General features: G+C 70.4%; 13 protein-coding genes. 8 read left to right on the top strand and 5 right to left on the bottom strand.

The window, feature by feature from the left end:
- Nucleotides 1–143: 143 nt before the first annotated feature.
- A complete protein-coding gene (gene ykgO, locus ACWA14_RS02770; RefSeq protein ID WP_137416250.1) occupies nt 144–266 on the bottom strand; it encodes a type B 50S ribosomal protein L36 in 123 nt (40 codons plus the stop codon).
- 84 nt (nt 267–350) lie between these two features.
- Between ykgO and ACWA14_RS02765 the strand changes: the two genes are divergently transcribed.
- Nucleotides 351–1,361 (top strand): GTP-binding protein, encoded by a 1,011-nt coding sequence (locus ACWA14_RS02765; RefSeq protein WP_463795949.1) that lies wholly within the window; start codon nt 351–353, stop codon nt 1,359–1,361.
- A gap of 4 nt (nt 1,362–1,365) precedes the next feature.
- Here ACWA14_RS02765 and ACWA14_RS02760 read toward each other — a convergent pair whose 3' ends face one another.
- Nucleotides 1,366–2,016 (bottom strand): ATP-binding cassette domain-containing protein, encoded by a 651-nt coding sequence (locus ACWA14_RS02760; RefSeq protein WP_463795948.1) that lies wholly within the window; start codon nt 2,014–2,016, stop codon nt 1,366–1,368.
- Nucleotides 2,017–2,071: 55 nt separating this feature from the next.
- Between ACWA14_RS02760 and aztB the strand changes: the two genes are divergently transcribed.
- Genes aztB through aztD form a run of 4 tightly spaced genes read left to right on the top strand, consistent with a single transcriptional unit; the run spans nt 2,072 to nt 6,381 of the window.
- Complete coding sequence (gene aztB / locus ACWA14_RS02755) at nt 2,072–2,923, top strand: zinc ABC transporter permease AztB (protein WP_463795947.1); 852 nt, start codon at nt 2,072–2,074, stop codon at nt 2,921–2,923.
- Between the two features lie 56 nt (nt 2,924–2,979).
- Nucleotides 2,980–4,218 carry an ABC transporter gene (locus tag ACWA14_RS02750; RefSeq protein ID WP_463795946.1) on the top strand — a complete coding sequence of 413 codons (1,239 nt, stop codon included), beginning with the start codon at nt 2,980–2,982 and terminating at the stop codon, nt 4,216–4,218.
- A gap of 1 nt (nt 4,219) precedes the next feature.
- Nucleotides 4,220–5,137: a zinc ABC transporter substrate-binding protein AztC gene (gene aztC, locus ACWA14_RS02745; protein WP_463795945.1), complete on the top strand. Its 918-nt coding sequence runs from the start codon at nt 4,220–4,222 to the stop codon at nt 5,135–5,137.
- 29 nt (nt 5,138–5,166) lie between these two features.
- The gene (aztD, locus tag ACWA14_RS02740) at nt 5,167–6,381 is read left to right on the top strand and encodes a zinc metallochaperone AztD (protein WP_463795944.1); all 1,215 of its coding nucleotides are present in this window, start codon (nt 5,167–5,169) and stop codon (nt 6,379–6,381) included.
- Between the two features lie 74 nt (nt 6,382–6,455).
- On the opposite strand, the gene ACWA14_RS02735 is transcribed toward aztD, so the two are convergent.
- The 3 genes from ACWA14_RS02735 to ACWA14_RS02725 all read right to left on the bottom strand — a co-directional run bounded on the left by ACWA14_RS02735 (nt 6,456) and on the right by ACWA14_RS02725 (nt 9,679).
- Nucleotides 6,456–7,466 carry a CNNM domain-containing protein gene (locus tag ACWA14_RS02735; protein WP_463795943.1) on the bottom strand — a complete coding sequence of 337 codons (1,011 nt, stop codon included), beginning with the start codon at nt 7,464–7,466 and terminating at the stop codon, nt 6,456–6,458.
- On the bottom strand, nt 7,463–8,887 hold the full coding sequence (locus ACWA14_RS02730; protein WP_463795942.1) for a hemolysin family protein: 1,425 nt from the start codon (nt 8,885–8,887) through the stop codon (nt 7,463–7,465). Before ACWA14_RS02730 ends, ACWA14_RS02735 begins: the two co-directional genes overlap by 4 nt.
- 216 nt (nt 8,888–9,103) lie before the next feature.
- Entirely contained in the window at nt 9,104–9,679 is a 576-nt protein-coding gene (locus ACWA14_RS02725) for a VanZ family protein (RefSeq protein WP_463795941.1), read from the bottom strand.
- A gap of 401 nt (nt 9,680–10,080) precedes the next feature.
- Here ACWA14_RS02725 and ACWA14_RS02720 point away from each other — a divergent pair, with 401 nt between their 5' ends.
- The 3 genes from ACWA14_RS02720 (at nt 10,081) to hrpB (ending at nt 14,862) form a co-directional block, all read left to right on the top strand.
- The gene (locus ACWA14_RS02720) at nt 10,081–10,509 is read left to right on the top strand and encodes a MarR family winged helix-turn-helix transcriptional regulator (protein WP_463795940.1); all 429 of its coding nucleotides are present in this window, start codon (nt 10,081–10,083) and stop codon (nt 10,507–10,509) included.
- A gap of 108 nt (nt 10,510–10,617) precedes the next feature.
- Nucleotides 10,618–12,225, top strand: a complete 1,608-nt coding sequence (locus ACWA14_RS02715) for an SPFH domain-containing protein (RefSeq protein WP_463795939.1) — start codon at nt 10,618–10,620, stop codon at nt 12,223–12,225.
- Nucleotides 12,226–12,309: 84 nt separating this feature from the next.
- Nucleotides 12,310–14,862: an ATP-dependent helicase HrpB gene (hrpB, locus tag ACWA14_RS02710; protein WP_463795938.1), complete on the top strand. Its 2,553-nt coding sequence runs from the start codon at nt 12,310–12,312 to the stop codon at nt 14,860–14,862.
- Nucleotides 14,863–14,919: the final 57 nt, after the last annotated feature.

Genomic DNA, 14,919 nt, shown 5'->3' with positions numbered 1-14,919 from the left:
ACAGCTCCTTGACCTAGGGGTTCATCAAGCGCGGAGGCATCGATCGGCGGAAGACCACGTATAGTTCTTCGCCGCATCGGCATCCGTCTCGCGCGGCGAGGAGGGGTCCGCGGGTGCATCCGTCGGCCCTCCCCGCCTCGCCGTCAGCCCTGCCGCCCCTTGAAGCGCGGATTGAGCTTGTTGATCACGAACACCTTTCCGCGACGACGCACGACCTGAGCGCCCGGCTGATTCTTCAGCGACTTGAGCGATGCACGCACCTTCATGACAGACTCTTTATTGATAATCCTTCTCATTAACAGACTAGGGTGGGCAGGAGATCCCGTCAAAAGAAGGAGAGCAGGTCGATCGTGGAGAGCAGCAGTCCGCTCGTCGTCGTCGGAGTGTGCGTGCCCGAGAGGCGGGCCTATGCCGCCCGGCTCGCACGAGCGATCGACGGACATCTCATCCCGCTGGTCGAGCGGACGTCGCCGGGAGGCCCTCAGCCTCTCGCGCTGTCATCCGAGCACCCCTCGGTGGCGCGGAGAGCGTCGGGCATCGTGGCCGACGTCGCGAGCGAGCTCGACCTCCCGCACCTCGGCCTGGCGAACGACCCGCACTCCTCCGTCATCTGCGTCGTCGACGCGGTGCACCTGGCGGATGACCTCCGCGACGGCGCACCGCTCATGCAGACGGTGGGCGAGGCCGACGACCGGGGCGACTTCGGGTCGAGGGCACGTCGCGCGGTGTCCTACCTGGAGGCCGCGACGCTGATCTGCTTCGTGAACTGGGGATCGACCCCGACCGCCGAACTCTCCCTGTCGATGGCGCTCGTCTCGCACCTCAACCCCGCCGCCCGCGTCCGGCTCTCCCGAGGACCCGCGGAGGACCTCCGTGCGCTGCGCGCATCACGGCCGCCGTCACCCCCGCTGCTCGAGCGCGCGGGATGGGTGCATGCACTCAACGACGAGCACGATCCGCACATGACCGATCTTCGGGTCACCACGCTGCGCTACGAGCAGCCGCGCCCGTTCCACCCCGGCAGGCTCATCGACACGCTGAACGACATCGACTCCGGCCGACTCGGCACGGTGCTCCGGTCGGCCGGGTTCTGCCGTCTCGCCACGCGCGCCGGCGTTCTCGCCCGCTGGGACCAGGTCGGTTCGGCGATCTGGATCGACCCTCTCTCCTCCGAGCTGGAGGCCGCGACGACCGCGCAGGACCTCGCCTTCACCGGACTCGACCTCGATCGACGCGGGATCCGGGATGCCCTCGACGCCGCAGCCGTGACCGACGACGAACTCACGGCCGGGCCCGACGCCTGGTGCCGGTTCCCCGACCACCTCCCCGCCTGGCCCGTGATCGTCGAGGAGTCTCCGTGAGCGATCAGGCGTCGATGCAGACACGCCCCTCGCTCAAGGGAACCAGGAATCCCGCATCGGCGATGACCCGGGGATCATGCGAGACGCAGACGACGGCGCGCCCCCGCACCGCCTCGGCACGCAGCACCTCTCGGATGCGGAGTCCGCTCGCCGCATCCAGGCCCGTCGTCGGCTCGTCGAGCAGCAGCAGGCCGGCATCCCGCGCCAATCCCTGCGCGAGAAGAGCCCGTTGCTGCTGGCCGCCCGAGAGCGTCGCGAACGGGTGTCGCGCCAGCGCCGTGATGTCCAGGCGCTCCATCGAGCGGTCGACGAGCGCGCGCGCCGCAGCATCCGCTCGACGCCACAGTCCCAACCGGCCCCACGTTCCGACGTTCACGATGTCTTCGACCGATACCGGGAGGCCCGGCGGGATCGCCGCGCGCTGGGGCACGAAGGCGACGGTACCGCTGACGCTCCGCACCCCGGCATGCTCCCGCGTCCCGGCGAGGACCTCGAGCAGCGTCGACTTCCCCGCGCCGTTCGGACCGGTGATGACGGTCACGGTCGCCGACGGAACCTCGACGTCGACGGCCGACAGCGCCGCGCGACCGTCGAAGGAGACCTGGATGCCGGTCAGGCGCGCAGCCACCGCGCGGAGGGAAGGGACGCGATTCATGACTTCAGTTTATGAGTTTGATAATCGTTCTCAAAAACGTCTAGGCTCGCTCCTCGTGACCGTGCATCCGATCGCCCTCCTCGATCCGTTCTCCCTCGACTTCCTCCAGCGCGGGATGCTCGGTGGCGCACTGGTCGCGATCCTCTGCGCCGTCGTCGGCACGTGGGTCGTCATCCGCGGCATGGCGTTCCTCGGCGAAGCCCTCGCACACGGCATGCTCCCGGGGGTCGCTCTCGCCACCGTGCTCTCGCTGCCCGTCCTGGTGGGCGGCGCGCTCAGCGCCATCGCCATGAGCCTGGGGATCGGCGCGCTGCAGCGTCGCGCCCGCCTCTCGTACGACACCAGCATCGGCCTGCTGTTCGTGTCGATGCTGGCGGTGGGGGTCATCATCATCTCCCACTCCGGCAGCTTCGCGACCGATGCGACCGCGATCCTGTTCGGCGACATCCTCGCGATCAGCTCCGGCGACCTCGTCCTGCTCGCCGCGGCCACCGCCACCGGGCTGATCCTCGCCGCTCTCTTCCACCGCTCGTTCGTGGCGCTGTCCCTCGACGCGCGCATCGCCGCGGTCCTCGGGCTGCGTCCGCGGACCGCGCAGGCCGTACTGGTCGGTCTCGTCACGCTCGCCGTCGTGGCGTCGTATCAGGCCGTCGGTTCGATGCTCGTCGTGGGGCTGCTGCTCGCCCCCGCGGTCGCTGCCGGGCACTGGACCACCCGCATCCCGAGTCGCATGGCGGTGGCCGCGGCCGTCGGCGTGGCCGCGGTCTTCCTCGGCCTCCTCGTCTCCTGGTACGCCGCGACCGCGGCCGGAGCCTCCGTCGCGGCATCGGCGATCCTGCTCGCCCTGCTCTCCTGGGCAGTACGCGCGACCCTCACCTCTCTCGGGACTCGGACGCCGCGCGTCTGAACTCCCCCGTCGCGACGACGCGACCCTTCGCACGACACACGACAAGGAAGGTTCCTGTGCGCTCTCGCATCGCCCTCTTCGCCCTCGCGGGCACCCTCACCGCTGCCCTGACGCTGTCGCTGTCCGCCTGCGGAACCACGCCCGCCGATCCGGACCCGTCGAGCGATTCCACCGCGGACGGGCACGGTGCGATCGCCGGAGCCGAGGAACTGGCCGAGCCGCAGCTCGGTCTCACCTCGATCGACCGGGCCGGCGCCGTCACCCACCTGGACCTGCTCGACGAGAGCGTCACCGACATCGGCGAGATCGCGGCGCCGACGGCCGTCACGACCGACGGGCGCTACCTGTTCGCGCAGACCGCCGAGGGCATCGAGATCGTCGACAGCGGCGTGTGGACCTGGGACCACGTCGACCACTTCCACTACTACCGGGCCGCGCCCGCGCTGCTCGGTGCGGTGGCCGGCTCCGGCGACGCCACGATCGCCACCACGAATCTCTCCACCACGGGCGGCACCGGGGTGTCCTTCGCCGGCTCCGGCGACGCCGTCCTGCTCGACACCCAGGCGCTGTCGAAAGGCGAGATCCGCGAGCAGTTCCGCATCGAACGCGAACCGCACGCCGGACTCGTCGTCCCGGTCGGCTCGTTCGCCCTGGTCACCGAGGCGTCCGCCGGGGTCGGGACGCGTGTCGTCGGCTACACGTCCGACGGGGAGCCCACAGACCTCGATGAGCCGTGCGCCGCTCCGGCCGGCACGATCACGACGCGCGTCGGCGCGGTGATCGGATGCGAGGGCGGGGCCCTCCTCGCGCATGTCGACGGCGAGGAGCTGCAGGTGGAGCACATCCCCTATCCCGCCGGGACGAGCGCGCCCGCCGCGCGATCGTTCGACAACCGCGAGGGACGTCCCACGGTCGCCGGCCTCGCGGGCACGGAGGGCATCTGGCTCCTGAACACGCGCGAGCGGTCCTGGACCCTGCTCCCCGCCCCCGCCCCGCTCGTGCATGTGACCGCTGTCGACGACGAGGACGGGCATCTGCTCGCACTCGCTCAGGACGGTCGCGTCCTCGTGCTCGACGACGAGACGGGCGCGGTGATCGCGGAGACCCCGCCGCTGGTGGCGGAGTCGCTCGCCGCAGGCGCGACCCCCGCGCTCATCGCCGATCAGCATCGCGCGTACCTGAGCGCGCCGGCCGAACACGCCCTCCACGAGATCGATTACGCGGATGCCGCGCGCGTCGCCCGCACCTTCGACACGACCACCGAACCGGCGTTCGTCGCCGAGACAGGACGCTGACATGCGCTCGGCACGCCTCGTCGCGACCCTCACCCTCGCCGCGCTCACGACGGGCGGCCTCACCGCCTGCACGACCGCGGATGATTCGCGCCCGACCATCGTGGTCTCGACCAACATCCTCGGCGACGTCGTCGAAGAACTGGTCGGCGATCAGGCGCAGGTCGTCACCCTCATGAAGCCGAATGCCGATCCGCACTCCTTCGAGATCTCCGCGCAGGATGCCGCGACCCTGCGCGGGGCGGACCTGCTGGTGTCGAACGGGCTCGGGCTCGAGGAGGGACTGCAGCAGCACCTCGACGCCGCCGCCTCCGATGAGGTGCCGATGTTCGTCGCCGGCGACGTGATCGACGTCCTCGACTACAGCGAGGGCGATGCCGAGGGGATGCCGGACTCCCACTTCTGGACGGATCCCGGACGCATGATCGACGTCGTCGACGCGATCGCCCCGGTGCTCGCCGACATCGACGGGATCGACGCCGCGACGCTGGACGTCGCCGTCGACGCCTATCGGGACGAGCTGCGCGCGGTGGACGCGGAGATGTCCGAGGCGTTCGCCGCCATCCCCGAGAGCCGCCGCGCACTGGTCACCAACCATCATGTCTTCGGCTACCTGGCCCAGCGCTTCGACTTCGACATCGTCGGCGCCGTGATCCCGGGCGGTACGACACTCGCGGCGCCCTCGGCATCCGATCTCGCCGACCTCGTCGACGCGATCGAGGAGACCGGCGTGCCCGCGATCTTCGCCGAGTCGTCGTCGCCCGATCGCCTCGTCCAGGCGCTGGCGAGCGAGGCGAACGTACAGATCGACGTCATCGAGCTGTACACCGAGTCCCTCACCGGGCCCGATGAGGGCGCCCCCGACTACCTGACCATGATGCGCGTCAACACCGAACGCATCACCACCGGTCTCACCCCGTGAGACCTCACCACAGAGAAAGAGGCATGCCCATGCGCACCTCCCCCCTGCGCCGCGCGTTGATCAGCGCGGCGGCCATCGGCGCCGTCGTCACCCTGGCGTCGTGCTCGACGGCCGGCGACTCGACCGCCCCGGCGTCCAGCCCGGACGACGCCGGCTCCCCGTCCGCCGCCAGCGCCCGCGTCGCGGTCGCCTATGAGGGCGGCATCCTCGTCCTCGACGGCGAGACGCTCGACACCGTCGCCGACTTCGATGCGGAGCCCTTCACGCGGCTCAACCCGGCCGGCGACGGCCGGCACGTCATGGTCACCATGAGCGAGGGCTTCCAGGTTCTCGACACGGCCGCCGGAACCTCGGACGAGCCCGAGCTCACCGAAACGATCTTCGAGGCCGACACCCCGGGGCACGTCGTGCGGCATGCCGACAAGACCGTGCTCTACGCCGACGGCACGAGCGACACCACGATCTTCGACACGGCGGATCTGGCGAGCGCCGACGGCCTTCCCGAGGTCGAGACCATCGCCGGCGTCGAGGCGCACCACGGCGTCTCGGTCGTGCTCGAGGACGGCACGTTCCTCACCACCGTCGGCAACGCCGACGGCCGCAACGGCATCGTCGCAAAGGATGCCGAGGGCGCCGAGATCGCGTCGTCGGACCAGTGCCCCGGCGTGCACGGCGAGGGAACCGCGAAGGACGAGGCCGTGGTCTTCGGCTGCGAGAACGGCGCGCTGATCTACCAGGACGGCGAGATCACCAAGGTCGACGCGCCCGATCAGCCGTACGGACGCATGGGCAACGCCTACGTCAGCGAGACCAGCCCGATCGTCGTCGGAGACTACAAGGACGACATCGACGCGGAGGGCTACCTGCTCAGCGCCGTGACGCTCATCGACACCGAGGCCAAGACGCTCGAGGTCGTCGATCTGCCGGAGGGTGTCGAGTACACCTTCCGTGACGTGGTGCGCGGACCGGAGGACCTCGCCTACATCCTCAGCAGCGACGGAGCGATCCACGTTCTCGACCCGGAGTCCGGTGAGATCACCGACAGCTTCCCCGTCGTCGAAGCGTGGGAGGGACCGGCCGACTGGCAGGACGCCCACCCTGCCATCGTCGTCGCCGGGAACATCGCCTACGTCACGGAGCCCGCAGCGGACAGCGTGCACGCCGTCGACCTCACCACCGGTGAGGTGCTCGCGAGCACCGAGCTCGACGTGACTCCGAACGAGATCGCGCCCGCCGCCGGCTGAGATCCGTCCACAGGAAGGGCCGGGGCGATTCGCCCCGGCCCTTCTCCGTTCCCCGCGTCAGACCTCGCGAGCGGTCACTGCGGGGCGGCGGACGCGGGAAGGATCTCGCGGAGCAGATCGTCGAGGGTGACGACCCCGACCAGCCGGTCGCCGGCGACCACGGTGGCCAGTTGCACGCGCGCCCGTCGCATCCGCGCCAGGGCGTCGTATGCCGACGTCTCCGGCGAGACGACGAGCGCATCGCGGGCGATGTCCGACGCGAGCGAGCCCGGCGACGCGTCGAGGGTGTCGCGCACGTGAGCGACACGTGAGGTCGCTCCGGACCCCACGAGGATGCGGAGGTGGCTCGACGACGCCGCGGCTGCCTGGAGCTCGGCGACGGTCGCACCGTCCGGGACCGCGGTCGGGATGCGGTCGGTCCGGACGATGTCGCCGACGGTGATCGTGCTGAGCGCGATCGCCTGAGCGATGGGTGCCGAGTACTTCTCCTCGAGGGTGCCGGCAGCGCGCGAGTGCGCGACGAGTTCGCGGATCGTGTCGGCGTCCTGACCTCCCGCGGCCGCTTTCTCCACGGGTTCCACGCCGGATGCCTTCACGAGCCGGTTCGCGATGTGGTTGATCCACAGCAGGAACGGTCGCAGCGGCCACGTCAACGCGCGAGCGAGGATGCTCGTCGCCTTGGCCGCCACCTCGGGGTGCGCGATCGCCCACGACTTCGGGGCCATCTCGCCGATCACGAGGTGCAGGAACGTCACGACGATCAGGGCGAGCATGAACGCGATGACGTCGGCGAGGATGTAGGGAAGCCCCCACTGCTCGAACACCGGCGCCAGCGCGTAGTCGATCGCCGGCTTGGTGACCGCACCGAGCAGGAACGTGCAGGCCGTGATGCCCAGTTGCGCGAACGCCAGCATCACCGTGAGCTCGTTCATCCCGCGCAGTGCCGCCCGAGCGGACGCGCTGGTGTCGGCCTCCTCCTCGAGGCGGTGTCGTCGGGCGGCGAGGAGCGCGAACTCGACGATCACGAAGAACGCACTCGCGACGATCAGCGCCGTCGTGATGATCGCCACGGTCCAGCCGTTCATCGAGCCGCTCCTTCGTCGTCCCGGTCCGCGTCCGTGGTCGACGCGACCTCCTCCGCGGGGTCGATGTCGTCGAGGTTCCGCTCCTGCAACCGCATCGCCACACGCGACGGGACCAGGCGCGCGACCTCGGTGACCTCGACATCGAGCCAGCGTTCGATCCGCAGCCCCTGGACCGTCTCCGACGCCCGCTCGAGCAGATCGAGCCGGACCCGGGAACCGACCGGCAGCAGGTCGCCATGCGCGCTGACGACCAGACCGGCGATGGTCTCCGCATCATCCCGCGGCAGGTCGTGGCCGATGAGACGCTCGACCTCGTCGAGGTGCACGTCCCCGGGGAGGGACCAGTGGTTCTCGCCCTCGTTCACGACCTCGTGGATGTCGGTGTCGTGCTCGTCCGAGATCTCGCCGATGACTTCCTCGGTGAGGTCTTCGATCGTGAGGATGCCGTCGAAGTTGCCGTACTCGTCCACGACGCACGCCAGCTCGTTCCGGGTCTGCCGCATCCGGTCGAGCGCCACCGGCAGCTGCATCGTGGTGGGGAGCACGACGGCCGCTCGCATGACGCTCGACACGGGGGCGTCGTCGGCGGGCTGCAGACGGAGCAGGTCGATGAGCTCGACCACCCCGACGGGGTAGTCCTCATCCCCGACGACCGGGTAGCGGGTGTGTCCCGTGGCCATGAGAGTCCGCACTTCGCCCACTGTCGTGTCGGGTGAGATCGAGTCCGCACGGGAGCGCGGCACCATCGCGTGCTCCACATCACGCTGCGGGAAGTCCAGGATCCGGTCGATGATCATCGACAGATCGTCCGGGAGGTCACCGCTCACGCGGGACTCCTCGATGATGGCCTCCAGGTCCCGCGCCGTCGCGCTCTCGTCGACGTCTTCGAGCGGCTCGATCCGCAACAGTCGCAGCAGGGCGTTGGCCGCCTTGTCGAACACGGTGATGAGCCACCCGAAGAGCATCAGGTAGAGGCGCGTCGGCATCGCCAGCGCGCGTGCCAGAGGTTCCGGGTTCGCGATGGCGAGGTTCTTCGGGTAGAGCTCACCGAAGATCATCGTCACGATGGTCGCCAGCAGCAGCGCGCCGATCGTTCCGATGAGCACGGAGATCGCCGGGTCCACGCCGACGCCGCCCAGAAGCGTGCCGATCGATCGGCCGATCAGCGGCTCGGCGACGTAGCCGATGAGCAGACCCGTGACCGTGATGCCGAGCTGCGCACCCGACAGCATGAACGAGGTGCGCTTGGTGATCGCCAGCACTCGCCGCGCCTGGGCGTCGCCCTTCTCCGCTTTCGCGGACATCCGGGATCGGTCCACGGACATGTACGCGAACTCCTGCGCGACGAAGAAGCCGCAGGCCGCGATGATCGCCAATGTCAGCAGGATGCCGACGAGCAGCGTCAGGACTGCTTCCAGCATCCGATCTCACCCCCTCTCGAAGAGAAGGGGTCGGGATATCGACCCTCCTGGTCGGTGGAGGCACGACGATGGCTCACGGGTGTTCTTTCTCGTAGGGCACAGGTGGGCATGCTGAGCTTATCTCGGCGACCGCGTCCTCCTCTGGGAATCCGCCGGTCGCAGCGCGAGAGACGCGCGGAACGGGGTGGGTGAGGCCGAGTCGGGCGTCAGCGACGATCAGGCCGGCCGGTTGTTCGCGCGCTCACGCGCCGGCCATCGGAACTGCTGGACGAATCCGGCGATCCGCGTCGAGCGCGTCAGGAGGACGAACAGCCCGTATCCGATCATCCCGCCCAGGATGTTCGTCAGCCAGTCGTTGATGTCCGCGAGGTGTCCGCCGTGTGCCAGCCGCGAGGTGGCCATCTGCGTCAGCTCGATGGCGAGGCTCGCACCGGCGACGATCGCCAATGCCTTCCACCAGCGCGGGCGCGCGGTGAGCAGAGGGACGAGTCCGCCGAGCGGGATGAACACCGCGACGTTGATGAGAGCGTCCTCGAGCCCGTAGTCGGCGAACGGCACGAGGTAGAGCGGGAACGGGCGCGGCCCGTCATAGAACCCCGTCCCGACGCGGAGGAAGATCGGGAAGACCGTGTTGGCGAGCACCCCGCCCGCGTAGACCGCGAGGACCGCGGCCACACTCGCCCGGGCAAGCGTGACGCGTCCGCGGGAGCGGAGGACCCCGAGGAGCACGAGGAAGATCACGACTCCGAACGGGATCACGATCGGGAGCATGGGCACTTCGACGAACTTCATTCACTGCTTCCGGAGACTGCATGGTGCGGTGCAAAAGCACCGCAGCGATCGTACCGGGATCGGGAACTGCAAGAACGCCCCGCACGACGGTCCGATCTCACCGGAGTCGTCACGAGTGGAGACACGGGAGACACGGATCTCCGCAGAAGATCTCGCCCACGCAGAGGCGACTCCGTCGCACTGGCTGGGCGTCGATACCGAACGCTTCCTCGAGACCCGGTCCTCGAAACTTTCGTGACCAAACCGTTGCATTCGTTATCCGGCCGTTATACAGTGATCACACGGTGAATGTTTGCTGTGGCACTCACCGCATGTGATTGCAGGACACTCTTGGTGCAAGGGACAAGGGCCGGCCGGAAGCCTCTCCGACCGGCCCTTACTGTTCGCACTATTCTGTGAGGATGACCGATCGCAAGCTCGCCCTGGAAGCCTGGGAGAGCCTGTTCCGCGCGCAGCACGAACTGTTCACGGAGATGCTGGCCGACTTCGAGCACAGCGAACTCGCCCAGGCCGAGTACGACGTGCTGCTCACCGTCACGCGCTCGCCCGACATGGTCGCCCGGCTGCGTGACGTCACGGCGAACATGCTGATCAGTCAGCCCAGCGTCTCCCGCCTGGTGGATCGCATGGTGTCGCGCGGACTCATCGCCAAGTGCCCCGACCCGGACGACGGGCGCGGCTCCCTGATCCGCGCGACGGAGGCCGGGGCCCGCACGTTCCGCTCCCTCGCCACCGTGCACGGCCGGTCGATCGCCGAGCGGATGTCGCGGCTCGACGACGCCGAACTGCGCACCCTCCGCGACCTCGCCGAGAAGCTCCGCCAGGGCTGAGCACCTCTGCCCGCTCCGCCCGCCCCGGCTATCTGGCAGGGTGGAGCCTGACGGCGTGCACCACGGCGCGCCAGACCGCCCCCTCGGGGGGAACCAGGGAGGTCATCCATGGAGATCGCCGGAGCTGTCGGCATTCTCGTCATCGTCGGGGCAGCGATCATCGCCGTCATCGTCATCCTGCTCATCCTGCTGCTGTTCGCGCGCAGCTGGATCAAGGTGGCTCGGGCCGACGAGGCCCTCGTCATCTCGGGCCGCAAACAGAAGGTGCAACGCGCGGTCATCGGGGCCGACGGATCGAGCCGCGATGAGATGTCGGAATCGCCCGTCACCGTCATCGTCAACGGCAAGTCGCTCGTCAACCCGATCACGCAGCGGCACGAGATCATCTCGCTGCGCTCGCGCCAGGTGTCGCTCAACGCCGAGGCCCAGTCGCTCGACAGCGTCACGCTGAACGTCGACGGCGTCGCGATCGTGAAGATCGGCTCCGACCCCATCCTGGTGCGCCGCGCCGCCGAGCGTTTCGCCTCGCAGGACAAGGCCATCGAGCAGTTCACCACGGAGCAGCTCGAGGGTGCCCTCCGCGGCATCGTCGCCACCCTCTCGGTCGTGGAGCTCATGCGCGAGCGCAAGAAGTTCTCCGATCAGATCGCCGCCGACGTCTCGCAGGAGCTGGCCGAACAGGGCCTGATCCTCGACTCGTTCCAGATCAAGGGGATCACCGACAAGGTCGGCTACATCCAGTCCCTGGGTGCCCCCGAGATCCAGGCGAAGCGCCAGTCCGCGGAGATCTCGCAGACCAACGCCGACCGTGCGATCAACCAGAAGAACATCGCGAACCAGGAAGCCAACCTGATCGAGCAGACCGCGCTCGACACGAACACGGCCAACTCCAACGCCGGCATCGGCCGCGCCCGGGCCGAAGCCGAGCAGGCCGAGAACCTCGCCCGTGAGCAGGCGCAGCAGGCCGTTCTCCAGCAGCAGGCCGAGAACCGGCAGGCGCAGCTGGATGCCGACGTCAAGCGCGTCGCGGATGCACAGCGGTACGAGGCCGAGACCCGCGCGCAGGCCGAGCTGTACACACGCGAGCGTGCGGCCGAGGCGGCTGCGATCGAGCAGGTCAAGCAGGCCGAGGCCCGCACCCGCATCGCGGAGCAGCAGGCTCAGGCCGACAAGGCCCGCGCCGACGGTGAGGCCGCGGCCGCGGTCGCGAGTGCCACCGGTGAAGCGGATGCCCTGCGCTCGAAGGCGGAGGCCGAGGCTCACGCCCGACGCCTGCAGTCCGCCGCCGAGGCCGAGGCGATCCGCGCCGAGGGTGACGCGCGTGCCGCCGCGCTCGAGGCGGAGGCCAAGGCCATCGCGTCGAACCAGGACGCGTTCCTGTCGCAGCGGGTGCTCGAAGTCCTGCCGTCGATCATGGCGGAGTTCGCGAAGGGCTACTCCGCGATCGGCAACGTGTCGATCATCGGCGGCTCCGGAGAGGACGGCGCATCGAGCGTCGTCGGCGCCGACAACGCCATCGCGATGCGATCGGTGTTCGACAGCGTGCATTCCGCGACCGGGCTCGACCTGGCCGGCATCATCCAGGGACAGGCCGTCGGCCGTGGCATCGGCGAGGGCGTGGCTGCGGCCACTGCTCCCGCCCCCGCCAAGACCCGGGTGTCGAAGCCGACCACTCCCCCGCCGCCGCCCGCGGCGCCCTCGCCCAGCGACGAGTAATCCAGGGAGCACAGCGGATGCCGCGACCGATCCGGTCGCGGCATCCGTCGTATGCGGGCCCCTGCGACCGGGCAGACTGGGGGCATGCCACCCGCCGCCTTCGACATCGACGCGATCGGCGCGGGCCTCTCGTTCGCGGCCGCGATCGACGAGCTCTCGGCGGCACTCGGCACGAGTTCGTCCGCGGTGGTGAGTGCCCCTCCCGGCACGGGAAAGACCACGCTCGTGCCGCCGCTGCTCGCCTCGCGCCTCCCCGGTCGCGTGATCGTGACCCAGCCGCGTCGCGTCGCCGCCCGAGCCGCCGCGCGCCGGCTCGCCCACCTCGACGGCTCGCCGCTCGGCACGCGCGTCGGGTTCACGGTCCGCGGCGAGCGCGTGGTGGGACGGGAGACGCGGGTCGAGTTCGTCACGGCCGGTGTGCTGCTGCGTCGCCTGCTGGACGACCCCGGCCTCACCGGCGTGGATGCGGTGATCATCGACGAGGTCCACGAGCGCGCGCTCGAGACCGACCTCCTCATCGGGTTGCTGTCGGAAGTGCGCGAGCTGCGTGACGACCTCGTGCTGATCGCCATGTCGGCGACCCTCGACGCGGCGCGGATCGCCGATGTCCTCGGCACGGACGATCAGCCCGCTCCGATCATCGACCACGACGTCCCCGCCTTCCCGCTGACCGAGCACTGGGCCCCGAGTCCCGCACCGCGTCTCGACGAGCGGGGCGTCACCCGCGCGTTCCTCGACCACGTCGCCCGGACCACGGCATCCGCCGCCGGGCAGCTGATCAGCGACGATCCGGCGGCCGACGTTCTCGTCTTCGCGCCGGGCGCCCGCGAGGTGTCCGAGATCGCACGCCGCCTCCGTGACGCGACCTCCGCGTTCGATGTGCGGGAGCTGCACGGCCGGATGCCCGCGTCCGAGCAGGATGCCGTGATCCGGGGGCGCCGACCGGACGACCCGCCCCGCATCATCGTCACGACTTCGCTCGCGGAGTCCTCCCTCACGGTGCCGGGCGTGCGGCTGGTGGTCGACACCTGCCTGGCCCGGTCTCCGCAGCGCGACGCTGCCCGCGGGATGACGGGACTCGTGACCGCCGCGGCCTCCCGCTCGTCGTGCGTGCAGCGTGCCGGCCGCGCCACCCGCCAGGGCCCGGGGACCGTCGTCCGCTGCGTCGACGCGCGCACCTACGCTTCCGCTCCCGCTCGCCCGGCCCCCGAGATCGCATCGAGCGACCTCGCGGATGCCGCCCTGCTGCTCGCCTGCTGGGGCGCACCGGGTGGCGACGGTCTGCGGCTGATCGATCCGCTGCCCGCCGACAGCCTCGCGGAGGCGGTCACGGTTCTGCGTGCCCTCGGGGCGATCGACGACGAGGGTCGCGCGACCTCCGAGGGCCGTGCCCTGGCGCGCATCCCGACCGATCCGCGGCTGGCCCGTGCGCTGCGTGTCGGGGCACCGGTGGTGGGCGCCCGGCTCGCCGCCGAGGTCGTCGCGCTCGTGGGCGGCGACATGCGTATCGCGGACTCCGACGTCGCGCAGGCGCTCATCGCGCTCCGCGGCGGGCGGACACCGGATGCGCGTCGGTGGCGCAGCGAGGCGGATCGCCTCGAGCGCATGATCCCCTCGACTCCGGCCGTGCGCTCAGACCTCGACGGGGTCGGCCTCGTGATCGCCTCGGCATTCCCCGAACGGGTCGCGCACCGCGTGGACCGGAGCGCCGGCGGCGCGACGTTCCTGTTGGCGTCCGGAACCCGCGCCGGAGTCACCGGTCCGCTGGCGGCACTCGAGTGGTTGGCGATCGCCGATGTCGCCCGCGCATCCGGCCGCGCCTCAGCCGGCTCCGGCGCGATCGTCCGCGCGGCGGCGGCGCTCACCGAGGCCCAGATGGGGCAGGCGGCGAGCCACCTCCGCACCGACCGGGTCGAGGCGGAGTTCGTGGGAGGTCGCGTCCAGGCACGCCGTGAACGCCGGGTGGGCGCGATCCTGCAGGCCTCGGCACCGGTGCGCGCGTCGGCGGACGAGGGGCGGGATGCCGTGCGCCGCGCGCTTCGACGTCAGGGTCTGGCCCTGTTCACCTGGTCCGCGACCGCCGCCGAGCTGCGGAGCCGCCTGGCGCTGCTGCACCGGGAGCTGGGATCGCCCTGGCCCGACGTCTCGGATGCCGGGCTCCTCGCCGCCCTCGATGAATGGCTCGCGCCGGAGCTCGACGCCCTCGCGGGCGGCACCCCCGTGTCACGAGTGGACCTGTCGTCCGCGCTGCGCCGATTGCTGCCCTGGCCCGAAGCGGTCCGCCTCGACGAGCTCGTGCCGGAGCGGCTCGAGGTGCCCAGCGGGTCCCGCGTCCGCATCGTCTACCCCTCCCCGGACGACCCGGACTCCCGCCCCGTCGTCGCCGTGAAGCTGCAGGAGTGCTTCGGGTGGGCCGAGACTCCCCGGCTCGTCGACGGCCGCGTGCCCGTGCTCTTCCACCTGCTCTCGCCCGCTGGGCGCCCCCTCGCCGTCACGGACGACCTCACCTCGTTCTGGTCCGGACCGTATGCCCACGTGCGCGCCGAGATGCGGGGCCGCTACCCCAAGCATCCGTGGCCCGAAGACCCCTGGGCCGCCGTGCCGACCCGTCACACGAAGGGCCGCGCCGCGCGGTGAGTCCGACCGGGCGTTCATGATTCAGTCAGTTCGGCGCCGTCGTCCTCGGAACCGGGG

This window comes from Microbacterium sp. TW_SC_2 (genome assembly GCF_055361165.1).
Note: the sequence above shows the minus strand (reverse complement) of the source record. Positions and strands in the feature narration are given on the sequence as shown.